The organism is Streptomyces sp. NPDC002926, assembly GCF_053591755.1.
The window spans coordinates 120,494-143,770 of the sequence record NZ_JBSFUK010000002.1; the positions used below are offsets into that span (position 1 = coordinate 120,494).

The 23,277-nt window shown below is 70.3% G+C and carries 21 protein-coding genes and 2 tRNA genes; 14 read left to right on the plus strand and 9 right to left on the minus strand.

Annotation, left to right across the window (positions count from 1 at the left end; genetic code table 11):
* The first annotated feature begins 138 nt into the window (after positions 1-138).
* The 12 genes from ACWDZ6_RS03800 (at position 139) to ACWDZ6_RS03855 (ending at position 10,660) form a co-directional block, all read left to right on the plus strand.
* Positions 139-399, plus strand: a complete 261-nt coding sequence (locus ACWDZ6_RS03800; RefSeq protein ID WP_451501546.1) for a DUF6284 family protein — start codon at positions 139-141, stop codon at positions 397-399.
* A complete protein-coding gene (locus ACWDZ6_RS03805) occupies positions 399-674 on the plus strand; it encodes a DUF6303 family protein (RefSeq protein WP_451501547.1) in 276 nt (91 codons plus the stop codon). The genes ACWDZ6_RS03800 and ACWDZ6_RS03805 overlap by 1 nt, the downstream gene beginning before the upstream one ends.
* On the plus strand, positions 674-1,636 hold the full coding sequence (locus ACWDZ6_RS03810; protein ID WP_451501548.1) for a DUF2637 domain-containing protein: 963 nt from the start codon (positions 674-676) through the stop codon (positions 1,634-1,636). Before ACWDZ6_RS03805 ends, ACWDZ6_RS03810 begins: the two co-directional genes overlap by 1 nt.
* Entirely contained in the window at positions 1,636-2,016 is a 381-nt protein-coding gene (locus ACWDZ6_RS03815; protein ID WP_451501549.1) for an RRQRL motif-containing zinc-binding protein, read from the plus strand. Before ACWDZ6_RS03810 ends, ACWDZ6_RS03815 begins: the two co-directional genes overlap by 1 nt.
* 28 nt (positions 2,017-2,044) lie before the next feature.
* Positions 2,045-2,278 carry a hypothetical protein gene (locus tag ACWDZ6_RS03820; protein ID WP_451501550.1) on the plus strand — a complete coding sequence of 78 codons (234 nt, stop codon included), beginning with the start codon at positions 2,045-2,047 and terminating at the stop codon, positions 2,276-2,278.
* A gap of 115 nt (positions 2,279-2,393) precedes the next feature.
* Positions 2,394-3,953, plus strand: coding sequence for a hypothetical protein (locus ACWDZ6_RS03825; RefSeq protein WP_451501551.1), 1,560 nt, complete (start codon positions 2,394-2,396; stop codon positions 3,951-3,953).
* A gap of 1 nt (position 3,954) precedes the next feature.
* Positions 3,955-6,048 carry a hypothetical protein gene (locus ACWDZ6_RS03830; protein WP_451501552.1) on the plus strand — a complete coding sequence of 698 codons (2,094 nt, stop codon included), beginning with the start codon at positions 3,955-3,957 and terminating at the stop codon, positions 6,046-6,048.
* 227 nt (positions 6,049-6,275) lie between these two features.
* Entirely contained in the window at positions 6,276-6,608 is a 333-nt protein-coding gene (locus ACWDZ6_RS03835) for a hypothetical protein (protein WP_451501553.1), read from the plus strand.
* An 85-nt stretch (positions 6,609-6,693) separates the two neighbouring features.
* Positions 6,694-7,596, plus strand: a complete 903-nt coding sequence (locus ACWDZ6_RS03840; protein ID WP_451501554.1) for a bifunctional DNA primase/polymerase — start codon at positions 6,694-6,696, stop codon at positions 7,594-7,596.
* Between the two features lie 175 nt (positions 7,597-7,771).
* Positions 7,772-8,962, plus strand: coding sequence for a DUF3631 domain-containing protein (locus ACWDZ6_RS03845; RefSeq protein WP_451501555.1), 1,191 nt, complete (start codon positions 7,772-7,774; stop codon positions 8,960-8,962).
* 217 nt (positions 8,963-9,179) lie between these two features.
* Positions 9,180-9,377 (plus strand): helix-turn-helix domain-containing protein, encoded by a 198-nt coding sequence (locus ACWDZ6_RS03850; protein ID WP_451501556.1) that lies wholly within the window; start codon positions 9,180-9,182, stop codon positions 9,375-9,377.
* Positions 9,377-10,660 (plus strand): tyrosine-type recombinase/integrase, encoded by a 1,284-nt coding sequence (locus ACWDZ6_RS03855; RefSeq protein WP_451501557.1) that lies wholly within the window; start codon positions 9,377-9,379, stop codon positions 10,658-10,660. The genes ACWDZ6_RS03850 and ACWDZ6_RS03855 overlap by 1 nt, the downstream gene beginning before the upstream one ends.
* Before the next feature lie 78 nt (positions 10,661-10,738).
* Here ACWDZ6_RS03855 and ACWDZ6_RS03860 read toward each other — a convergent pair.
* Both ACWDZ6_RS03860 and ACWDZ6_RS03865 read right to left on the minus strand, forming a co-directional pair.
* Positions 10,739-10,811 (minus strand) — tRNA-Arg (locus ACWDZ6_RS03860).
* 184 nt (positions 10,812-10,995) lie between these two features.
* Positions 10,996-11,086 (minus strand) — tRNA-Ser (locus ACWDZ6_RS03865).
* Positions 11,087-11,400: 314 nt separating this feature from the next.
* On the opposite strand from ACWDZ6_RS03865, the gene ACWDZ6_RS03870 reads away from it, so the two are divergent.
* Positions 11,401-11,829 (plus strand): SSI family serine proteinase inhibitor, encoded by a 429-nt coding sequence (locus ACWDZ6_RS03870; RefSeq protein ID WP_451501558.1) that lies wholly within the window; start codon positions 11,401-11,403, stop codon positions 11,827-11,829.
* A gap of 170 nt (positions 11,830-11,999) precedes the next feature.
* Entirely contained in the window at positions 12,000-15,866 is a 3,867-nt protein-coding gene (locus ACWDZ6_RS03875) for a PAS domain-containing protein (protein WP_451501559.1), read from the plus strand.
* Positions 15,867-15,947: 81 nt separating this feature from the next.
* On the opposite strand, the gene ACWDZ6_RS03880 is transcribed toward ACWDZ6_RS03875, so the two are convergent.
* The 7 genes from ACWDZ6_RS03880 to ACWDZ6_RS03910 all read right to left on the minus strand — a co-directional run bounded on the left by ACWDZ6_RS03880 (position 15,948) and on the right by ACWDZ6_RS03910 (position 23,199).
* On the minus strand, positions 15,948-17,594 hold the full coding sequence (locus ACWDZ6_RS03880; protein WP_451501560.1) for a long-chain fatty acid--CoA ligase: 1,647 nt from the start codon (positions 17,592-17,594) through the stop codon (positions 15,948-15,950).
* A gap of 185 nt (positions 17,595-17,779) precedes the next feature.
* A complete protein-coding gene (locus ACWDZ6_RS03885; protein ID WP_366735006.1) occupies positions 17,780-18,334 on the minus strand; it encodes a SigE family RNA polymerase sigma factor in 555 nt (184 codons plus the stop codon).
* 166 nt (positions 18,335-18,500) lie between these two features.
* On the minus strand, positions 18,501-19,667 hold the full coding sequence (locus tag ACWDZ6_RS03890) for a lipid-transfer protein (protein WP_451501561.1): 1,167 nt from the start codon (positions 19,665-19,667) through the stop codon (positions 18,501-18,503).
* On the minus strand, positions 19,664-20,068 hold the full coding sequence (locus tag ACWDZ6_RS03895; protein ID WP_326651034.1) for a MaoC family dehydratase: 405 nt from the start codon (positions 20,066-20,068) through the stop codon (positions 19,664-19,666). Before ACWDZ6_RS03895 ends, ACWDZ6_RS03890 begins: the two co-directional genes overlap by 4 nt.
* Positions 20,055-21,089: an acyl-CoA dehydrogenase family protein gene (locus ACWDZ6_RS03900; RefSeq protein WP_451501562.1), complete on the minus strand. Its 1,035-nt coding sequence runs from the start codon at positions 21,087-21,089 to the stop codon at positions 20,055-20,057. Before ACWDZ6_RS03900 ends, ACWDZ6_RS03895 begins: the two co-directional genes overlap by 14 nt.
* Positions 21,089-22,012, minus strand: coding sequence for a bifunctional MaoC family dehydratase N-terminal/OB-fold nucleic acid binding domain-containing protein (locus ACWDZ6_RS03905; RefSeq protein WP_451501563.1), 924 nt, complete (start codon positions 22,010-22,012; stop codon positions 21,089-21,091). Before ACWDZ6_RS03905 ends, ACWDZ6_RS03900 begins: the two co-directional genes overlap by 1 nt.
* Complete coding sequence (locus ACWDZ6_RS03910; protein WP_451501564.1) at positions 22,009-23,199, minus strand: acyl-CoA dehydrogenase family protein; 1,191 nt, start codon at positions 23,197-23,199, stop codon at positions 22,009-22,011. The genes ACWDZ6_RS03905 and ACWDZ6_RS03910 overlap by 4 nt, the downstream gene beginning before the upstream one ends.
* Positions 23,200-23,277: the final 78 nt, after the last annotated feature.

The window sequence follows — 23,277 nt, forward strand, 5'->3', positions numbered from 1 at the left end:
CACCACCTGTGGCTGCTGATCGCCGCTCTGATCATCGCCACCGTCTGAGCCTTCTTTCGCCCCCACGGCGCGCGCCCCCGGAGTTGCTGCTCCGGGGGCGCTGTCGAGCCGTAGAACCTGCTAGGGAGACCACGACTCATGAAACACATCGCTGCTGTTCAGGCGGTTGTTACCACCCACGGATTCGACCGCGAGCCCACGGCCGCGGAGCTGAACGCAATCGAGCACGAGATGCCGCTCATCACAGCGGAAGTCGAACTGCTGGACGCGCAGATCATGACCATCGACCGGCCAGCCGACGAGCTGGACCTGCGGCGTATCCGGCGGGCCCGCCGCCGGGTGCTGGCCGTACGGCGGGAGCTGGCCAACCGGGGCGCGGGTTCGCCGGAGGTGGCCTGATGGGGGGCACGTTCACGGCGCAGCTCGCGAACCGCGGAGGGCGGTGGTGCCTCTTCGTGGTGCTGCTCGGGGTGCCTGCGTCGCAGTGGCCCGAGCGCGACTTCGGCAGTGCTGTGGTGCCGACCGTTCAGGAGCGTTCGCGGGTGCTGAACGCGCTCGGCTACGTGTTCACGGACGGCGCGGACTGGGAGTGGATCGAGGACAGCGAAACGTTTGACGACCCGTCTTCACCGGTGCTGCTGATCGCCTCTGCCACGGTGCGGGAGGCGACGTGATGAACAGTGATCAGATCCGTTCAGCCGAGCGTGCCCTATCGGTCGGGACGTGGCTGATCGTGGCGGGGGCGATGCTCTTCTCGATCCTCACCGTGACCCCGCTGATGGCCGCGCACACGGCCGATGACTGGGACTGGACGGCGCCGATCCTTCCGTTGGTGGTGGATGCCGCGGTCGTCATCGTGGTCCGCCTCGACTCCGTGCTGGCCCGCCTCGGTGGGCATGGCGGCCGGTGGCCGATCGCGCTGCGGTGGATGACCGGCTGCATGACCCTGGCCCTGAACGTCGCCGACTCCGCGCTGAAGAAAGACCTGGTGGGCGTGGCCGTGCACGCAGTCGCCCCCATGCTGCTGATCGTCACGGCGGAAACCGGGCTCGCCTACCGGCGGGCCATCGCCGCCGCCGTCGCCGCCCTGGAGGCCCAGCAGCGGGCCGAGCGGGCCGAGCGGGAGAAGGCCGCCACTCAGCGGGCTGAGGCGGCCGAGCGACGTGCCCGCGAAGAGCGCGAGCACACGGCGACGTTGGCGCGTGAACAGCGTGATCACGAAGCCCGGTTGGCGCAGCAGCAGGCCGAGCGGGAAGCGGCCGTACGGCGGGAGGAACGCGAGCAGACCGAGGTCCGGGATCGGGCCGAGCGGGAGGCTCGTGAACGCCGTGAACGCGAGCGTGAACAGCAGCAGCGTGAGCGTGAACGCCGTGAACGCGAGGCGGCCGAACGCCGCGAGCGGGAGTCCCGGGACAGGAAAGACGCCGCGCGTCGTGAACGTGCCGCACTCCTCGCTGCCGAGCCCGCCACGGAGAAGCTGCCCGAGGACCACGCTCGCAAGGTCGTGCACGCCGCCTTCGGCGAGGGTCTGCCCGTGCGGGCTGCTGCTGATCTGTGCGGCTGGTCGGTCGGCTGGGTCTCCAGCCGCTACCAGGAACTGAGGGAGCCCGCGCAGCGTGCTGAGGCAGTGGCCTGATGGCCACCACCCGCAGTGCCTGTTTCGACCCCACCGGCCAGGTTCACGGGATACCGACCTATCCATGGCGGCTTGCCCCGGACGGGTACGCCACGCGTCGGCAACTGCGGGCCCTCGGTCTGAGCCCGGGCGGGCAGCCGATCGCGGCTCAGGTGCTGCGGCCGCGTAGGCGGCGCGAGCCGCTGGTGGCCTTCCTCTACCGGCTCGACCGTGCCCGGCCGGTGCGGCCGATGACGACGGCTATGTGGGCCGCGCACGCCAAGGCGATGGCGGCCCGCCGTATCTGTCCCAAGTGCCGTACCGATGCGGGCTACTGCATCCCCACATCGCTGGGGATGTGCGTGTCCTGCGCCTATCCCGCCGCTCAGCAAGCCGCCTGAACTCGACTCGTCGTCAAGGAGATCCGCTGTGAGTACGGCCGCCACGACCACGACCTTCCACTACGTCATGACCGTCCATGCGAGTGGCGATGCACGGCGCTTCGCCACCTTCAGCGGCACGGCCGACCTGCCCACCGGACCGCAGGGCAGCACTCGGGCCAAGGCGTTTGAGCAGATCCGCGCCGTAGTCGCGCGGGAGATGGGCCTGAGCATCGACCAGCTCGCGGTGCAGTTCTTCGAGATCGCACCCAACCAGCTCTGACCTCACATGACTCCCGAAGACCAGCGCGCCGCTTGACCCGTCCCGATAACCGAGGCCCGGCCGCTTCCTTCGACAGTCCCGGCCGGGCCTCTTCTCCCAAAGGAGTGCTCTCAGCATGACTGATGTCAGTACGGAGCCGGTAGCGGTCGAACCGGCCGCCACCGCACCCCCGCCCGAACGCCAACCCGACACACCCTCACCGGCTGCCGCGGAGTTGGACCACACGCCGGGCGGCTGGCCCGTCGTCCCGCTGGCAACGACCGGAGCCAACAGCACCATCGGAATGGTCGCCACAGCAGCCCTGGCCGGTGGGCCGGTCGCCGCGGCGATCGCCATGACCGGTGCAGTCGTCCTCGGCACGGCAGCCGCCGCCCGCACGAAGCGTCGCGACAAACCGCGTGCAGCACGCAAGACGGCGGCCCGAACAGGGGCGCGCTCTGCGTCGACCGCGAACGGAGCGCGTTCGCAGCGCCGTGGCGGGGTGCCGTCGCAGTCCCGTAGCGGGAACGCCGGCACCACTAGGGGCCGCGGCCGGAGCAAGCCCCGCACCGGCACGGGCGCGCCTGCCGGTGCCTCTACCAGCGGCGGTAGGCACCGGCAGGCCGCACAAGCCGCCCGCACCGCCAAGCACCACGGGACCGCCCGCCCCGGCAGCACGGGCCGGGTGGGTCAGGTGCGGGCGCTGCGCGCCGACCAGCGCCAGGCCGCGTCGATGCGGGCTGCACACCGGGCGCAGACCACCGAGGCCCGCCGCGGTGTCGCCGATGCCCGCCGGGCAGCGAAAGCCGCCGCCCGCAACACCCACGCACCCACAAAGGGCCGCGTGGGCCGTGCCCTTGCCAAAGGTGCGGGCAAGGTGGCGTCGGGCCGCAACGCGCTGGTCGCCAAGGCGCGCAGGGCGCGTGATGAGCGCACCGGGCAGGACGTCGCCGCCAAGCGGTCGACGGTGCGCAAGGCACCCGCCCGTAAGCGGGCCCGGCGGGCGCTGTGGCGCTCGGCAGCCCGGATGCAGGGCCGACGCCTGGTGGCCGCGCTGCTGGGCGGGGCACTGGGCATCGTCGGCCTGTTCACCACACCTGTGGGTCGCAAGCTCGGCATTCGCTGGCTCCAGTACCCAGGCCGTCGCCTCTACCGGCGCCTTCTCGGTCAGGCCCGGCTGGAGCGAGCCGAGCGCGACGCGGCGATCCGGCAGACCCGGGACGCCGAAGAGGCCGCCGCGGACGCGGCAGCCGAGAGCGACCCGGACGAGATCAAGGACCAGGTGGAGCGGCCCGCGCACCTGCTCCCCGCTACTCCCGCTTCACCCACGTTCGCTGAGGAGGCGACGCACGTGTCTGGGTTCAACTTCGAAGAGACCGCAGCGGAGATGGAGTCCGCGGCCCACTCCTACGAGCCGGACGGCTGCATGGAGATCCTGGCCATGGTCGAGGGCCTGCCCGCCGCCCTGCTGAGCGTCGCCCGCACGATGCAGATCCTCGCGGAGCGCTCCGACTCCGAGTTCCCGATGGAGAAGGAAGTCGCGGGCGGTCTGACCGACATCTACAACGCCCTGATGTACGCCGTGTCCGCCGCCGAAGACCTGGGCCCGCTGTTTAGGCAGGTGCACGAGCAGGACATCGCACGGCACGAAGACCCCCGCAACGGTCCCGAGGCAGAGAAGGGCTGGAACGTCTGAGATGAGCGCCAACACCAAGGCCGCCACCAGCGGCCCGGTGTGGGACTGGAGCGCCGGTCACGGACCCGTGACCGGCGCCCTGTCCGCCACCACCGGAGCATTCGCCCTGGCCACCACCGGAGCAGCCACCTCCATGCCCCCCGGCTGGGCACTCGCCGCAGGAACCGCCGGCGCCGTGGGCCACGCGATCGCCGGACTGCGCAACCGCAACGCCGGCCGCACCATCGCCACCCGCGCCGCCTCCTGGCTCGTGGGCTCGGGCTGGACCACCTGGGCCATGAGCACCGGCCCGCTGACCTGGGCCGCCCTCGGCTCACTCGCCACCATCGGCATCGGCATCGGCGCCGCCGCACACTCCATGAGCCTGTATGAGGAGGCGCGAGAAGAGGAGGCCATCGCCGCAGCCGAACGCCACGTCGCCGCCGAACTCTCCGCGGAGCGACGGGCGATCGCCGCGGAGTGGGTCGACCGCATCCAGCGGGTGTGCGGCATCACGCTGCGCGTGCTCGCAGTCGAGATGTGGCCCACCGGCACCGGCTTCACCATCGACGCCGAACTCCCGCCCGGCGGAGCCACCTACGACAGGATCGCGAAAGAGTCCGGACGGCTCTCGGCCGATGCGCGCCTTCCACACGGCTGCACCGCCGCCGCCGGCCCCGGCATCCACCAGGGCCGGGTACTGATCGACGTGACCACCGCCAACGTCCTGGTCACCGAGACGCCCTACCCGAGCGACTACGGGCCACTGTCCATCCACACCGGCCTGCCGTGGGGCTACCGCACCAACGCGGAAGAGATCCTGACCTACCTGCGCGAACAGTGCGCGCTGGTCGTCGGCCCGACCGGCTCGGGCAAAACCAACATGGTCCACGTCATCCTCGCCGGATTCGCCCGCGCCGAGGACGTCCTCACGTGGGTGATCGACCTCAACGCCGGATCGGCCGGCCTCCCCTGGGTCCTGCCCGCCCTCAACCAACAGCGTGTAGAAGGACAGGCCCCGTTGCGTCCAGGGGTGGACTGGCTGGCCGCCTCCTACGAGGAGGCACTCCTGATGCTCGACACGGCAGTCAGGGTCGCGAAGCACCGAAAGATGGCCTACCAGGATCTCATGTCCCGCGCGAACACCGACCTGCTGCCGATCAGCGCGAAGATTCCGCAGATCATGCTCGTCATCGACGAAGGCGCGGAGATCCTCACCAGCAACGACAAGAACATGCGGGAGCTGGCCAGGAAGATCCTGGAAGTCATCCGCATCGCCCGCGCCATGGGCGTACGCACCGTCCTCACCGCGCTCGGAGCAACCGGCTCCGTGCTCGGGAACCTGATGATCCGCCGCGAAGCCAAAGTGCGCGTCGCGCTCACCGGCGGGGAGACCGAGGGCATGGACCTGGGCAAGATGTTCACCGGCAGCCGCGGACTCAAGACCGACCAAGCCCCCTACAAAGGCGCCGGGTTCATGGGCACCCCGGAATCCCCGGTGGCGCTGTTCAAGAACTGGCGAATCCTGCCCAACCAGATCCGCGACATCGTCGCAGCCACCTCCGACCGCCACCCCGCACTCGACCAGCCCTCCGCAACCGCCGCCGGACCGGCCTACGCACGCCGCTGGTACAGCGACCGCATCGCCTGGATGCAAGACACCCCCAGCAGCGACGACGCCGGAACCGAGTCCACGCCACCGGCCAAGGCCGGCGGGGGGCTGAACCTGTCGGCCCTCCGCAGCGAGAGCGCCGAGCCGGACGAGGACGCTCTGGCAGCACAGTTCATGGCAGAGATCGACGAACAATTCGGCACCATCGCTGAGCCCACCGCGGCGACCGAGGAGAAGCCGCCCGCGGCACCCGCGCAGGGGCTGAACCTGTCCGCGCTGCGCGGGGACAAGGACAGCGACGCAGGCCCGGCATGGCTGGCGGAAGCGATCGACGCCATCGAGTCCGCGGGCCCCACGGGCATGAAGCCCTCCGCCGTCGCGGAGCTCGTGGGCCGTGATCGCAAGACCGTCCGCGACGCGCTCAAGGCGGCTGCGGACCGCGGTGAGTTGATCTACCGGGACAACGGACCGCACTCCGTCTACGTCCATCCCGGCCACTTCTGAGGGCTCACGCACAGCTACTGGCTAGTGGGTACTGGGGTCCACCCCACTACCCACTAGAACACCCCAGTAGGCCCCACTAGTCGCCACAACATTGGCTTTCTACTGGGGTCCCCACTAGCCACTACCCACTAGACCCACCCCACTACGGTCACACCACGTGACCTTCGGGCCGGTTTCCACACCCTGTGGAGACCGGCCCGCCCCGTTCCCGCACCACACACCGCGAGATGAACGGAGGCACCACCATGGCCCACCACACGCTCGGACCCGAGCCGGGAAGCATCGCCCCGCACCTCCCCGCCCACCTCTACCGGCAGGCCGAACGAGAGGGACGGCCGATCATCGTCGTCCTCCAGGCCGCCCCAACCGCGCGGCCCGCGCGCACCTACCTGGTGCCGCTCGGCATCGGACTCGCCACCGCAATCGGAGTAGCGGGCACGGTCGCCGCGATCCTCGCGCTCTTCGAGTTCGCCATCCACACCGCAACCCTCATCGCCGGGGCCGCCGGACCCATCGGAGTCGGCGGTCTCACGTTCAAGCTCACCCGCCCTAAGCAATGACGCCCAGGGCGGCCCCCACTCACGCCAATGACTTGGGGCCGCCCCGGCAATCCAGCACATCCGTAGAGAACTGGAGACATCCAGCATGACCCATGACGCCCGAACCGCGCTGCTCCGTGCAGCACTGGACGCCGCCGAACGCGGCCGGCACGTCTTCCCGCTCCGTCCCGGCACCAAGCGCCCCGCCCTGCACGGGGAAGCGTCCTGCCCTCACACCGGAACGTGCGAGGCAAGCCACCGAAAGTGGGAGCAGCGAGCCACGACCGACCCGGACCGCATCCGCGCCACCTGGTCGCGCGGCCCGTTCAACGTCGGCATTGCCACCGGCCCGTCCGGGCTGCTTGTCGTCGACCTCGACGTGCCCAAGCCTGACAGCAGTGCGGACACGCCTTGCGGCGTGGCGACCTTCACGGCGCTCTGCGAGCGCACCGGCAATGCCGCCCCCGACACATGCCGGACGCGGACTGCGAGCGGTGGATGGCACCTGTACTTCACGGTGCCGGCGGGCGTGCGGCTGGCCAACACGGCGGGCACGATCGCCTCGTTGGTGGACACTCGTGCGTGGGGCGGCTACGTCGTCGCGGCGGGCAGTGTCATCACCGCCGGGCGCTACGAGGCGGTGGGCGGCTCTGTCGCGGCTCCGCTGCCCGCGTGGCTGCTGCAGCTGCTCCAACCAGCCCTGCCACGGCCTGCCGGACCGCTCAGGCTCCCGGCGGTCAGCGGCGACCGTGCGGCGCTGACCGCGCTGGAGCGGGAATGCGCCGTGGTTTCTGCGGCGCCGGACAAGCAGGGCAACATCACGCTCAACCGGTGCGCCTTCAAGGTGGGGCGCTTCGTCGCATGGGGCGACATCCCCCGGCACGTGGTGGAGAAGGCCTTCCAAGCGGCTGGGGAGGCGCGGGGACTCACCGCTGCGGAGTGCCGCGCCACGATCCGCAGCGCCCTGAACGGCTCCATCCGCAAAGCCCGGCCCCGGGATGCGGCATGACCACCCCACTGCATCCCCCCTTGGAAGGCCACGCCCGTGCGAACGGGCTGCACACCGCCCAACAGGCTCGCACTGAGGCGGCGTTAGGCGTCCCGGAGGTCGTCGCCGAAGGCGTCCGCAGTGTTGTTCGCCCTGACCCGCAGATTCGCACCCACCAGGAAGGGAGGGCCGCAGCATGACCGCAGAGACCCGCGCCCCGGCCGCCATCGACGGGGCCGCCCTGCTCGACGAGGTGGAAGCCTTCCACCGCCGCTTCAACGTCTTCCCCACCGAGGCCGCCTACGCCGCCGTCGCGCTGTGGGACGCGCACGCCCACCTGCTCGACTGCTTCGACTCCACCCCCCGTATCGCGTTCCTGTCCCCGGAACCGGGGTCGGGGAAGTCCCGGGCCCTGGAAGTCGTCGAAACCCTCGTACCGCGCCCCATGCTCGCGGTGAACGCCCGGGCAGCAGCCCTGTTCCGGTCAGTATCCGACCCTGCCGGACGGCCCACGATCCTCTTCGACGAGATCGACACCGTGTTCGGCCCCAAGGCCGGAGACAACGAGGAACTGCGCGGCTTCCTCAACGCGGGCCACCGCCGCTCCGGGGTCACCTACCGGTGCATCGGAGACGGCGGCAACCAGACCGTGCAGGAATTCCCCTCCTACACCGCCGTGGCGGTCGCTGGACTCGGCTCCCTGCCGGACACGATCCTGACCCGCTCCGTCATCGTCCGCATGCGCCGGCGGGCCAGGAACGAGAAGGTCGAGCCTTTCCGCGCCCGTCTGCACGAGCAGCAGGGCAACGCCCTGCGCGATCGGCTCGCGGCATGGGCCGAACAGGTCCGAGAGCGGGTCATGGGGGCGTGGCCGGAGATGCCTGAGGGCGTCACCGACCGGCCCGCCGACGTCTGGGAGCCGCTCCTCGCCGTCGCCGACGCGGTCGGCGGGGAGTGGCCCCGCCGGGCACGTGAAGCCTGCGTGATCCTGGTGAAAGCGGCTCAGGCCAACGACAAGGGCAGCTTGGGCGTGCGCCTGCTGACCGACCTGCGCGACCACGTCATGGTCGGCATCGACCGTCTCCCCACAGTCGCCGTCCTGGACCGGCTCAACGCCCTCGACGACGCCCCATGGGCGGACCTGCACGGCAAACCGGTCGACTCCCGCCGCCTCTCCCGGATGCTCGGGGAGTACGTGACGGCCGAGGGGGAGCCCATCGCCTCCCGCAACATCCGCACGGCCGGTGGAGTCCTCAAGGGCTACTACAGCACCGACCTCTACGACGCCTGGCAGCGCTACTGCGCACCCCCTCCGGAGGGTTCGCCCGTAGGTCCGCTACATGCGCTCCAGCCGCTACTGCCCAGCTCAGAGGGCACGGCCGCGTAGCGGAAGCCACCGATGTAGCGGCTACACACACGCCCGACCCGGGGCCGGGCAGCCTCGCGCGAGCCGGACCCGGAACGCGACGTAGCCGCTACACCCAACCATCCCGCTACACAAAACCCGCCGCCGACCTGCGACGTAGCGGCGAAGCGCATGTAGCGGACCTGCCAGGAAGGGGCCCGGTGGCCCCTGCCGTCCCATGCCGAGGAGGCATGTCCCTATGAGCATCACGCTGCCCAGCGCGTACGAGGCGCTGACAGTTCCTGAGGTCATGAGGGCGCTGCGATACAGCCGCAGCAAGGTTTACGACCTGCTCCGCTCGGGCGCCCTGCCGAGCTTCACCGAGGGGCGTTCCCGCCGCATCCCCTCCGACTCACTCCGCGCGTACATGCAGAACAAGCTTGAGGAGGCTGCCTGATGGCCAAGAGGCGCGCCAACGGAGAAGGCACCATCACGAAGCGCAAGGACGGTCGCTACCACGCAGCTGCATATGTCTACCGGCCCGACGGGACGCGGGTGCGTAAGTTCGTCTACGGCAAGACCCGCGACGAGGTGAGCAACAAGCTCATCGAGTTGCAGGAGAAGACTCGGCAGGGCATCCCTGCCGCCACCTCCGCCATGCCGTTCGCGGACTACCTCACCTACTGGCTGGCGGCCATCGCGCCGACTCGTCTCAAGCCCGCGACGCTCAACAGCTACGAAGGACTGTCCCGGCTCTACATCCGCCCCGCCCTCGGTAAGAAGAAGCTCAACCGGCTGTCCCCTGCGGACATCAGGCTGTTCCTCGCAGAGTTCAAGACGGGGTGCCTGTGCTGCCTGCGAGGTGTCGACGCGGCCCGTGACGAGGACGACCGGAACTGCTGCGCGGTACGTAGGTGCTGCAAGCGCCGGCCGTCGGCCCGCACCGTGCAGTACGTCCACGCCGTACTCCGCTCCGCTCTCCAGCAGGCCGTCCGCGAAGAGCTCATCGCCCGCAACGTCGCCCGGATCGTCGAGACACCCACCGTCGAACGTCAGGAGGTACACCCCTTGGACGCCGGAGAGGCAAAACTCCTCCTCAAGGCATCCCGCGCACACCGCCTCTACGCCCTGTGGCTTCTGCTGATCTCGACCGGCCTGCGCCGGGGCGAGGTGCTCGGCCTCACCTGGGCGGATGTTGACCTTGCCGCAGGACAGCTCAGGGTCCGGCGCAATCTCCAGCGCATCAAGCGTGAGCTGATCTTCGGCACCCCCAAGACGGCTCGCTCGATCCGCACGGTCTCGCTCCCCCAGCGGTGCGTGGCTGCGCTCATCGTCCACCATGCGGCGCAGGCCGAGGAGCGGAAGGTGGCTGGAGACAAGTGGAAGCCTCTGGCCCATCAGCCCCATGGTCTGGTCTTCACCACGGCGACCGGTCGAGCCACCGACCCACGGAGCCTGAACAGGATGCTCACCATCCTGTGCCGCAAGGCCAAGGTGCGCCGGGTTCGTGTGCACGACCTCCGGCACACATGCGCGTCGCTGCTACTCGCTCAGGGTGTGGACGCCCGCACGATCATGGAAACACTCGGGCACAGCACGATCACCATGACCCTGGACACCTACGCCCACGTGATGCAGACGACGCTCAGGGCAGCCGCCGACCGTATGGACGACGCGCTCGGACTGGACGACCCGAAAGAAGACGACGGAGACGATCCAAAGCCTCGGATAGTCGCCTGAGCGGCAACACGACACGTTGATGTCACCCGCTGATGTCAAAGGCCCCTTGGGATGATCCCAAGGGGCCTTTGAGCTGTGTGCACTCGGCAGGATTCGAACCTGCAACCTTCTGATCCGTAGTCAGATGCTCTATCCGTTAAGCTACGAGTGCTCGGCGTCCCGGGCTTTTCTGCCTGGTCGGCGTTGCGGGAACAACATTACATGACCCGCGCCGTCAGGTGAAATCCGTTAACCGCACCTACGCTGACCTGCGAAAACACCGCAGAAACGGCTACGGAACAACTGCTGGAACGACCGAAGCCCCGACCATAGGACGGGGCTTCGGTGATCAACTGCGGAGGCGGAGGGATTTGAACCCTCGATGGGCTTTAAGACCCAAACCGCATTAGCAGTGCGGCGCCATAGACCGGACTAGGCGACGCCTCCAGCACACCCGCGCGGGCGCGAGTGGTGCGTGCAGATGATGACACAGCCCGGTGGGGTGTCACCAATCGCTGCCCACGGTACTAGGGACGCGGCCCACAGGGCAAAGTCCGGCCGGCCCGGCAGCTCGGCGGGTCCGGCGGTGCGGCCGGTGCGGCGGTGCGGCGGTGCGGCGGTGCGGCCGGTCCGGCCGGTCCGGGAGACGTCGCCCGAACAGCGCAGTCCGGTTGCGCAACGCCCGGACGCAGCGAGCGTTAGAGAGTGCGGGGCCTCTCGGCCCCGGCCGGAACCGTGACTCTCCAGCTCCAGGAGCTCCCATGCTGCGCCACCTCGTCCTCACCGCAACCGCGTCACTCGCCGTGCTTGGCGCCGCCATCCCCGCCGCCGGCGCGGCGCCCCTTCCGCTGCTGACGGCTCCGGACAAGCTCACCGTGATCGTCTCCGAGACCGGGAACACGCGGACCGACGGACGGTACGAGCTGGAGTGCGGGCCCGCCGGCGGGACACACCCCTCGGCTCAGGCCGCCTGCGACCGGCTGGACCAGCTGGGGCGGAAGGGGCAGGATCCCTTCGCGCCGGTGCCCGCGGACCAGATGTGCACCGAGCAGATGGGCGGGCCGGCCACGGCACGCATTACCGGAACCTGGCAGGGGCGGTCCGTCGACGCCACCTTCAGCCGGGCCAACGGCTGCGAAATCTCGCGGTGGCAGACGATGGAACCAGTACTGCCGAACACCAGGTCATAGACCCGAGGCGTGCGCCCTGTGCACATAACCTTGGTGAGAGCTCCCCCTCATCCGCCGTCGCGCCCGCATCCTCTGCCTTTAGACTCCCTCCAGTGACAGGCTGAAGTCCGAGGAGCAAGATGGGACAGGCCCGTCCGCAATATGCAGTAAGTCAGGGAGGAAGCGTCGTCGTGAGCAGCAGGCCATCCCGAGGCGCTGCTCGCCTCGCAGCCATACTCGACGCCCTTCCTGATGGGCTCGTGCTCGTCAACTGCAATGGCACCGTCGTCAATGCCAACACCATCGCCCTCGAACTCTTCGAGACCCCCGGCACCGCCCTCGTCGGACGCGGCCTGCTCGATCTGCTGCCCTCCTTCGACTCCCGGCTGATTCCCGGCTCCATGCGCCGGCCCGAGGCCGCGGACGAGCGGGGCCGCACCAAGCCGGCCCGGATGGTCGCGCGGCGCACGGACGGCAGTGAGTTCCCGGTCGAGGTGACCAGCGCGAGCCTTGAGGACGGGCAGGACGCCTATGCCTCGTCCGCCGGATACACCGGCGACGAGCTGCTGATGCTCGTCGTGCGGGATCTGTCGGGCACCGTGGACACCGAAGCGGAGCTGGCGCGTTCGCAGCGCCAGACCGAGATGATCCTGCGGGCGGCGTCCGAGGGCGTCGTCGGTACGGACACCGACGGGCGGGTCGTCCTGGTCAATCCGGCCGCCGCGCAGATCCTCGGCTTCCGGGCGAGCGACCTGGGCGGCCAGGAGCTTCACCCGCTGATCCTGCACTCGCGCGCGGACGGCGAGCCGTTCGCCTACGAGGAATCGCCGCTCGCGGACACGCTCAAGTCCGGCCGCAAACATCGCGTGCGCGGGCAGGTCCTGTGGGCGAAGAACGGCTCGAAGGTGGCTGTCGATCTGACGACCGCGCCGGTACGGGACGGGGACCAGCTCGTCGGCGCGGTGATGACGTTCACCGACCGGCGTCCGTACGAGGAGCTGGAACAGCAGCACGCGGCGGAACTCGCGGAGACCACCGAACGGTTCACGGACGAGATCGCGGAGACGACCGAGCGGCTCACGGCCGAGCTGGCGGACAAGTCGGAGCGCTACTCCGCCGAGATCGAGGGGCGCGCCGAGCGGTACGAGGAGCTGGCCGCCCGGCATGCCCAGCTGACCGCCGTGCTCGGCGAGTCGCTGCGCGGGCCGCTGGAGGAACTGCGCGCCGAACTGGGCACGCTGGCCGCCGACCCGGCCGGGCAGCTGTGGCCCGAGGCGAACCAGATCCTGCACCATCTTGCTGCCGGTTATGCCCGGATGACGACGCTTGTCGACAATGTGCTCGGCTATCAGCGGCTCGACACGGGCGCGGAAGAGCTGAACAAGGCGAACGTGCTGCTCGACGCGGTGGTCGCGGCCGGGGTGGAGGGCGCGATCGATCTGATCGGGCCCGGACGGGCGCAGTTCGCGGTGCACGCGCCGCGGATAGAGGCCGAGGTGGACGGGGCCCGGCTGGCGACAGCCCTCGCGCATCTGGTCGCGGACGTGGCCGGGGTCGACTCGACCGGCAAGGCCCGGGTGGTCCCGGGCGGCGGGTACGTGGACTCGACGGTCGTGGTGGCGGCGGCGCAGCGCGGTGAGGTCGTACGGATCGAGGTGCGGGGGCCGTTCGCCGGGGGAGACCCGGTGCACGAGCCGATCGTGCGCGGGATCGTACGGGCACACGGAGGCGTGCTGCAGACGCACGAGGTGCCGGGCATGAGCGGCAGCGCGTACGTCCTGGAGGTGCCGCTCGGCGAGGGCGCGGGGACCGTGACGGCGCCGCAGGAGGCGGGTCCGGAGGCCGGTGCGCTCGCGCTGCCGGAGCAGCCGACGGGATCCGCGCCGGGTACATCCGGCGGGGGCGGGCGACGGCGGGCGCGGCGAGCCTCTACGGACGCGTTCCTGGAGAGTCCCGTGGCCATGGAGGACCCCGTGGCGGCGCAGCCGACCGGGCGGCGCCGGGGCCATGCGGAGGAGCCTCAGCAGGAACTGATCCCGGCCCAGGACTCCGGTTCGCGTTCGGGTCCGGGTCCGGGTCCCGGGAGTGGTTCCGGGAACGGCTCGGGCAGTGGCGGAACCGGGCGGCGGCGTGGGCGGCCGAGCCCGGCCGAACAGACCGCGACGCCTGCCGCTGTTGCCGCGGGGACTCTTGAGCCGGCCGCGGGTTCGGTGGTGACGGCCGCGGAGGGCGCGGCCTCGACCGGACGCGCGGCGCTCGGCCAGACTGTGCCGCCGCAGGGCGTGCCCGTCGACGCACAGGGTTCGGGCCCGTCGGGGCGGCGCGCGCGGCGTGGTGGCGAGGGCGGGCTGCCCGAGCTGTCTGCCGCGCCAGTTGCCGCTTCCGCGACTCCGGCCGAAGCACGGCCGGCCGGGCGGCGGGCCAGGCGGGCACTGGCGGCCGCTCCGGCCGAGGTGCAGAACGGCCGCAGCGCGTTCGCTCTCCCGCCGGCCGAGGCGGACCGGGTCCAGCCGGTTCCGCCGACGGCCCGTGAGGCGGATGCCTCGCTGCCGGGCCGGCACGATGCTGTACGCACCGAGCCGGGCACCGACCACCACACGCCGCCGCAGCAGCACCCCGAACCGACGGGTCGCCGTCGGGCCCGCACGGAGGAGGCTCAGCAGTTGCCGGCCCGGGCGTCCGAAGGCCTTCAGGCCCCCGGACCGGCCGGGCAGATGCCCGCCGCCGCGCAGCCGGAATGGGCGGAGAACGGCTCATCGGGCACCGGCCTCGCCGCGATCACCTCGGGCGGCCGGCAGACGACCGCCGCGGACGACTCGGTCGGTCGGCACTCGGCCGCGGACGACGAAGCCGCTGGGGAGAGCGCGAAGGAGACCGTCCAGGACACCGGTTCCGTATCCCTGCCGCTGCCACTGCCGCTGCCTGCCGAAGCGCCCGCGCCGCCGGCTCCCGCGCGCGCCGCGCAGCCCCTGCCCGCCGAGGCCCCGGTCTCGGCCGACTCGACGCAGGGCCGTGCGTTCAGCGTGCGCACGCTCGGTCAGGGCGTTCCGTTCTCGCAGCAGATCGTTCAGCAGCAGAACCAGACGCTCGGCGCCGGCCGCCGCCGCAAGCTGGCCACGCCGCCGGACGGTGAGCGGCCCGAAGCCGCCGCGCGTCCGCAGGCGCAGGCTCCCGCGCAGAACGGGTCGCGGCTGCCCACCGCGCAGGCCGAAGGCCGGGCATACGCGATCGGCGCGCCCGACGAGGGCGCGGAGGGCCCCGAGCCGCTGGACGGCCCGGGTGGCGCGATCGAGGTGGCCAACCGGCCCCAGCCGCAGCCCGTCGACGACGAACTGCCCCCGGAGCCGCTGGACAACCCGCGCCGGCTGCTGGTCTGGCCCGCGCCCGACGTCTCCACGCAGCAGGCGTTGAGCGACCGCGGCTACCGTCCGGTGGTCGTGCATTCACGCGAGGAGGTCGACGCGCAGATCGCGGCCTTCCCGGCGGCGCTCTTCGTCGACCCGCTGACCGGACCGATCACGCGCACCGCGCTCCAGTCCCTGCGCCAGGCCGCGGTGGCCGCGGAGGTGCCGGTGCTCGTGACGGCGGGCCTCGGGCAGGCGACGCGGGAGGCCGCGTACGGCGCGGATCCTGCCGTACTGCTCAAGGCCCTGGCTCCGCGCGACAGCGAACAGCACCCCCCGCGCGTGCTGTTGATCGAGGAGCACGAGGAGATCGCGCTCGCGCTGACGGCCACGCTGGAGCGGCGCGGCATGCAGGTCGCCCGGGCGGGCGCGGACACGGACGCGGTCACGCTCGCGTCCCAGATGCGGCCGAACCTGGTGGTGATGGACCTGATGCAGGTACGCCGTCGGCGTGCGGGGATCATCGACTGGCTGCGCGCGAACGGCCAGCTGAACCGCACCCCGCTGGTCGTCTACACCTCGGCGGGCCTCGACCAGGCGGAACTGCCACGACTCTCGTCCGGCGAGACAGTGCTCTTCCTCGCGGAACGCTCCACGAGCAGCGAGGTCCAGGCCCGTATCGTGGACCTGCTGGCAAAAATCGGCACAAACTGACAGAAGCCATTCCGACAGGCATCAAGTGACGCAGAAGGGGCGGCAGTCATGACTGCCGCCCCTTCTGCGCTCTTCGATCGGCTAGAGCTGAGTGACGTCCAGCTCGCCGTCCGCGTACTGCCTGCGGATCACCTTCTTGTCGAACTTGCCGACGCTCGTCTTCGGCACCGCGGGCACGGTCGCCCAGCGCTCCGGCAGCTGCCACTTGGCGAGCTTCTCGGAAAGGAAGGCCTTCAGCGTCCCGTAGTCGGCGCTCGAGCCTTCCTTCAGCACCACCGTCGCCAGCGGCCGCTCACCCCACTTGTCGTCGGGGACCGCGACCACCGCGGCCTCCGCGACCTCCGGGTGTGCCATCAGCGCGTTCTCGAGCTCGACGCTCGAGATCCACTCGCCGCCGGACTTGATGACGTCCTTCGCACGGTCGGTCAGTGTCAGGAAGCCGTCGGGGCTGATGACGCCGACATCGCCGGTCTTCAGCCAGCCGTCCTCGCTGAACTTGTCCTCGGGCTTGAAGTCGTCACCGCCGGCGCCGCCGTAGTACGCGCCCGCGATCCAGGTCCCGCGCACCTCCAGCTCACCGGCCGACTGCCCGTCCCATGGCAGGAACTCGCCGTCGGGGCCGACCAGCCTGGCCTCGACGCCCGCCGGGAAACGGCCCTGGGTGATGCGGTACGGCCACTCCTCCTCCGCGCTCAGACCCGCCGGCGGGTGGGCCATCGTGCCGAGCGGGGAGGTCTCCGTCATGCCCCAGGCGTGGCAGACCCGCACACCGAGCTTGTCGTACGCCTCCATCAGCGCCGGCGGGCAGGCCGCGCCGCCGATGGTGACCTGCTTCATGGAGCTCAGGTCCCGGGGGTTCGCGGTGACTTCGGCCAGCAGGCCCTGCCAGATGGTGGGGACGGCCGCGGCGTGCGAGGGCTTCTCGCGCTCGATCATCTCGGCGAGCGGCGCGGGCTGCAGGAAGCGGTCGGGCATCAACATGTTGATGCCGGTCATGAACGTGGCGTGGGGCAGGCCCCATGCGTTGACATGGAACTGCGGGACCACCACGAGCGTCGTGTCACGATCGGTCAGCCCCATCGACTCGGTCATGTTGACCTGCATGGAGTGCAGGTACAGGGAGCGGTGGGAGTAGACGACACCCTTGGGGTCGCCGGTGGTGCCCGAGGTGTAACACATGGCGGCCGCGGCGCGCTCGTCCAGCTCCGGCCATTCGAAGGTGGTCGGCCGGCCGGCGATCAGTTCCTCGTACTCGTGCACCTGCGCCGATGCGCCGGCGAGCAGTGCGCGGTCGCCGGGCCCGGTGACAACAATGTGCTCGATCGTCGGCATCTGCGGCAGCAGCGGCGCGAGCAGCGGCAGCAGCGAGCCGTTGACGATGACCGCGCGGTCGGCGGCGTGATTGACGATCCACACCAGCTGCTCCGCGGGCAGGCGGAGGTTGAGGGTGTGCAGCACGGCTCCCATGGAGGGAATCGCGAAGTACGCCTCGACGTGCTCGGCGTTGTTCCACATGAGCGTCGCGACGCGCTGGTCGCCGACGATTCCGAGTCCGTCACGCAGGGCATTGGCCAGCCGGGTCGCCCGCTCGCCAATCTCCGCGAAACTGCGGCGCTGCGGCTCGGCCTCCCCCGTCCAGGTGGTGACCTGCGACTTTCCGTGGATCGTCATCCCATGCTGAAGGATGCGGGTCACAGTCAGCGGTACGTCCTGCATGGTGCTCAGCACGGCGTCCTCCCGATGGGCGCTTGCGCTACGTGGCAGTAAGGGCTGTGCAGATTCTGCTCACATACCGCGCGGTATGTCACTACCCAGGGGTAAGGAATCGCGACACATGACCAGCTCACGTGGGCACGCGGGCAGCGCACGACCGGCGTAGAAGCTGGGTGGAGGCGGGGTAGCGCGTGGTGACGTCAGCGCACGGGCAGCAGCTCCGGGTCCTCTCGGAGCTTGCCGAGCGCCCGCGACACCGCGCTCTTGACCGTGCCGACCGACACTCCGAGCACCTCGGCCGTCTGGGCCTCACTGAGATCCTCGTAGTACCGCAGCACGACCATCGCGCGCTGCCGGTCCGGCAGCTTCATCACGGCACGCCACATCGCGTCGTGCAGCGCCTGCTGCTCGGCGGGATCGGGCGTGGGTACGGTCTCCGGCTCGGGCAGCTCGTCGCAGGCGAACTCGTCGACCTTGCGCTTGCGCCACTGCGACGTGCGGGTGTTGACCAGGGCACGGCGGACATAGCCGTCGAGCGCCCGGTGGTCCTCGATCCGCTCCCACGCGACATACGTCTTGGCGAGCGCGGTCTGCAGCAGGTCCTCGGCGTCGCTCGGGTTCGCGGTGAGCGAGCGGGCGGTACGCAGCAGTACGGGCCCCCGCGCCCGTACGTACGACGAAAACGATGAGTAGGGCGCATACGACGGCACCGGCGCGGCGGCCCTCGAAGCGCTTGTGCAGACTGGCGTGGTCATAGGTCCACGCTAGGAGCGGGCACTACTGTCGCGGATCGGCCCCAGGTCCCGAAGCGGTGTCCGCCTCAGGTTGTACTACTGGTGGTGCCCTCACCTCCTGAAGGTGGAGGAGACCCTCAGAGATGGCACTCGGGCTACGGGAGCTTCCGCCATATTCCGGTCGGCCTCAGCCGTCCGCGCCCAGGATCAACCCGGACGTAGGAACGCCGCTGCCCGCCGTGACCAGGATCCTGGCCGCGCCCGGTATCTGGTTCACCGAGGTGCCGCGCAGCTGCCTGACCGCCTCCGCGATGCCGTTCATCCCGTGCAGGTACGCCTCGCCGAGCTGACCGCCGTGTGTGTTCAGCGGCAGGACGTCCGCGGCCACGAACTCCGCCGCCTCGCCCGGCTTGCAGAACCCGAACTCCTCCAACTGCATCAGGACGAATGGGGTGAAGTGGTCGTAGATGATGCCCACGTCCATGTCGCCGGGGGCCAGCCCGGAGGTCTGCCAGAGCTGACGGGCGACCACGCCCGTCTCCGGCAGGCCGGTGAGGTCGTCGCGGTAGAAACTGGTCATCTGCTCCTGAGCCCGGGCAGCGCCCTGCGCGGCGGCGACGATCACCGCGGGCGGCTGCGGCAGATCCCGCGCACGCTCGGCGCTGGTGACGACGATCGCCTGGCCGCCGTCGGTCTCCTGGCAGCAGTCAAGGAGACGCAGCGGCTCGACGATCCAGCGCGAGTCGGCATGGTCGGCGAGGGTGATCGGCTTCTCGTAGAAGTACGCGGCGGGGTTGTTCGCGGCATGGCGGCGGTCGGTGACGGCGACATGGCCGAACGCCTCGGGCGTCAGCCCGTACGTGTGGAGATATCGCTGGGCGGCCATGGCGACCCAGGAGGCGGGTGTCAGGAGCCCGAAGGGCAGGTTCCAGCCGAGCGCAGCGCCCTCGGCGGACGGCTCCCGGTGCTGCACGCCGGAGCCGAAGCGCCGACCGGAACGCTCATTGAACGCCCGGTAGCAGACGACGACCTCGGCGACGCCCGCGGCGACCGCGAGTGCGGCCTGCTGCACGGTGGCGCAGGCCGCGCCGCCGCCGTAGTGGATGCGGGAGAAGAAGGACAGCTCGCCGATGCCGGCCGCCTGCGCGACGGTGATCTCGGGGCTGATGTCCATGGTGAAGGTGACCAGGCCGTCGACATCGGCGGGGGACAGGCCCGCGTCGTCGAGGGCGGTGTGCACCGCTTCGACGGCCAGCTTGAGCTCGCTGCGGCCCGAGTCCTTCGAGAACTCGGTCGCCCCGATTCCGGCGATGGCCGCCCGGCCGCCGAGCGCGTCCCGGCTGCTGATGCTCATGCGTCACCCTCCGGAAGGGTCGCAGGCACAGTCACTGTCACCGTGCCGGTGACGTGGTTGCCGATGCCGTTGGCCCCTATGACCCGCACAAGCGCCGTACCGCCGTCGACTGAGGTGACGGATCCGCTCAACACCATTGTGTCTCCGGGGTAGTTGGGTGCCCCCAGCCGGATGGCGACCTTGCGGAGCACCGCATGCTCGCCGAAGCAGTCGGTGATGTACCGGCCGACGAGGCCGTTGGTGGTCAGGATGTTCATGAAGATGTCCGGGGAGCCCTTCTCCTTCGCGAGCTCCGCATCGTGGTGCACATCCTGGTAGTCGCGGGAGGCGACAGCTCCTGCGACGATCAGGGTGCGGGTGATGGGGATGGTGAGCGGCGGAAGTTCGTCACCGGCTTTCACACGATGGCTCCTTTGCGATCAACCTGCCCAGTTCGGCAAGGAGTTGGGAACCGCATCCGAGGTAGGCGTCCAGCTGGCGCCCCCACAGGAAGTGCCGGTGGACGGGGTGGTCCAGGTCGGCACCCGTCCCGCCGTGCAGATGCTGCCCGGCGTGGACGACCCGCTTGCCGGCCTCGGAGGCCCACCATGCGGCGGTCAGCACCTCGGCGGCCGCGTCCAGGCCTTCGTCCTGCCGCCAGGCGGCTTCGTAGGCCGTGACCCGTATCGCTTCGGTGTCCATGTACGCGTCGGCAGCCCGCAGCAGCACCCCTTGGTTGGTGGAGAGGGCGCGTCCGAACTGCTCACGGGTCGAGGTGTAGGCGACGGCCCGGGTGAGCGAGCCCGCGCACACTCCGGCCTGCAGCCCCGCGAAGGCAGTACGTCCCAGGGCCAGTACGGACTCGTACGCATCCGTCCCGCCCAGCCGCTCGGCCGCCGTACCGGACAGGACGAGCCGCCCGGCAGCCCAGGGCGCGGTGGTCTCCACCTCCGTGACCTCCGCTTCGGCGGTCCGTACGATCCACAGCCCCCGGTGTGCGTCGGGGACCAGGACATGGGAGGCGTCCCGCAGCCACGGTACGAACGGCAGCGAGCCGCTCAACCGCCCCGGCGCCACGGCCCGTACATCACCGCCGGCCGGGAACGCCCCGGTCGCCACCGCCGTACCGTCGCGAAGAGCGGGCAGCAGCCGGGCCCGCTGCTCGTCCGTGCCGTGCGCGGACACCGCCAGCACTCCGTACACACAGGTCGCCGCGAAGGGCACCTGCGCGGTGGTCCGCCCCTGCTCCTCCAACACGAGCACCAGCCCGAGCAGGCCTATGTCCTCGACGGCCCCCGGCAGCCCCGCCGCACACAGCGCCTTCCACAACTCCGTGTCCGTACCTGTCCCGGCGGCCAGCCGCTCATGTGTGGAGAGATCGCCGAATATCTGCGCCGCCAGCTCCTGCGCGGCGGTCTGCTCCTCCGTGGGCGTGAAGTCCATCAGCCCGCACTCCCGTCCCGGACCCGGAAGACGGGCAGCTCCAACCCGTGGTCCACCCGCAGGAATTCGAGCTGCACAGGCATCCCGATCCGCACCTCGTCATGCGGCGCGCCGACCACATTGCTGACCATGCGGACACCTTCCACGAGCTCGATCAGCCCCACCGCGTACGGCGGATCGAAGGCCGGGAACGGCGGATGGTGCATCACCACGTACGAGTAGACGGTCCCCGCGCCGTTCGCATCGACCGTGTCCCACGCGGGCGACCCACAGGAACCGCATCCGGGCAGCCACGGGAACCGCAGTGTCCCGCACCCCTCGCAGCGCTGGATCAGCAGCCGGTGCTCCGCCACCCCCTCCCAGAATCCGGCGTTGTCCCGGTTGATCACCGGCCGCGGACGCTCGTCCACCGCCTTCGGTTTCCGCCGCGCCGGCGCGTACTTGAGGATCCGGAAACGGTGCGTACCCGCCGGCTTCCCGTCCGCCCGGACGTCCATCCGCGTAGTGACGAAGTGACCCGCTCCCAGCTTCGTCGTCTTGAGCTCCGAAACCGACTCGATCACCGCGTCGAACGTGATCCGGTCCCCGGGCCGCAGCGTCCGCAGATACTCCTGCTCACAGTCGGTCGCGACCACCGAGGTGTACCCCGCCCCGTCCAGCAGAGCGAACAACTCGTCCTGCGCCGCGGACCGGTCCGTGTGCCCCGACAGACCGCCCATCGTCCACACCTGCAGCATCGTCGGCGGCGCTGTGGCATCCGGCCCGGCGTACGCGGGGTTGGCGTCCCCCATCGCCTCGCACCAGTGCCTGATCATCGGCTCGTTGACCAGGTCCTTGCCCACGCCCGAGATGGCGGCCGACCGCCCCTCGTACGCCTTCAGCCGTGCATACAACCTGTCCGTCACCTCGTCCCCCGTGGTCACCTCTTCCCCCTCTTCATGCCGAGCCGCATCGTCGCGACGATCTCCCGCTGCACCTCGCTCACCCCGCCCCCGAAGGTGTTGATCTGCGCCGCTCTGTTCATCCGTTCCAGCTCCCCGTCCCCCAGCGAGCCGATGTCGAGCGAGCCCGGTGAACCGGCCCGGATCAGCCCCGCCTCCCCCGTGATTTCCTGGCACATTCGATACACCTCCACGGCGGATTCGGTTCCCGCGAATTTCACGCCGCTCGCCGCGCCGGGCGCCGGCCGGCCCGCCCCCACATCCCCCACCAAACGCCAGTTGAGCAGGCGCGTTGCCGACAGCCTGGCGTGCACCTCGGCCGCCCTGAATTGCACCCACGACTCGTCAATCCGACGCTCACCCGTCACTGGATCGGGTGTGCGTGCCCGTTGCAGCGCCGCCTCGTAGAAGTCCTCCGCCTGCATCCCGATCGCCGCCAGCGCCACCCGCTCATGGTTGAGCTGGTTGGTGATCAGTCCCCAGCCGCCGTTCTCCTCGCCGACCAGATTCGCGGCGGGCACCCGAATCCCGTCGTAATACGTCGAGGTCGTGGTCAGGCCGCCCACCGTCTCGATCGGTGTCCAGGCGAAACCCGGTGCGTCGGTCGGCACGAGGATGATCGAGATGCCCTTGTGTTTGGGGGCCTGAGGGTCCGTACGGCATGCGAGCCAGATCCAGTCCGCGTTCTGGCCGTTGCTCGTGAAGATCTTCTGTCCGTCGACGACCCAGGAATCGGCGTCAGGGGTGTGCTCCCGCACGGCTCGTGTACGCAGCGAGGCGAGATCGGTCCCGGCATCCGGCTCGCTGTAGCCGATCGCGAAGACGAGGTCGCCGCTGAGGATGCGCGGCAGGAAGAACGACTTCTGCTCGGCGGTGCCGTACTTCATCAGGGTCGGTCCGACGGTGTTCAGAGTCACCATGGAGACGGGCGCGCCGGCCCGGTACGCCTCGTCGAAGAAGACGAACTGCTCGTCGGGGCCGCGCCCCTGCCCCCCGTACTCGACGGGCCAGCCGAGCCCGAGCATGGCGTCCGCTCCGATCCGCCGCAGCAGCCGGCGCTGCTCCGCTCCGTCGTGGGCGGGCGGCGGTCCGTCCGGCATCACTTCGCGGAAGTAGGAACGAAGTTCGGCGCGCAGCTGCTGCTGCCGCTCCGTCGGGGCGAGGTGCACGGCGGCCGCCTCCCGGGCGTACGGATCAGGTTTCCTGACTGTCCGTCAGGTCTGTGTCCGCTGTCAAGGTCACCGCCA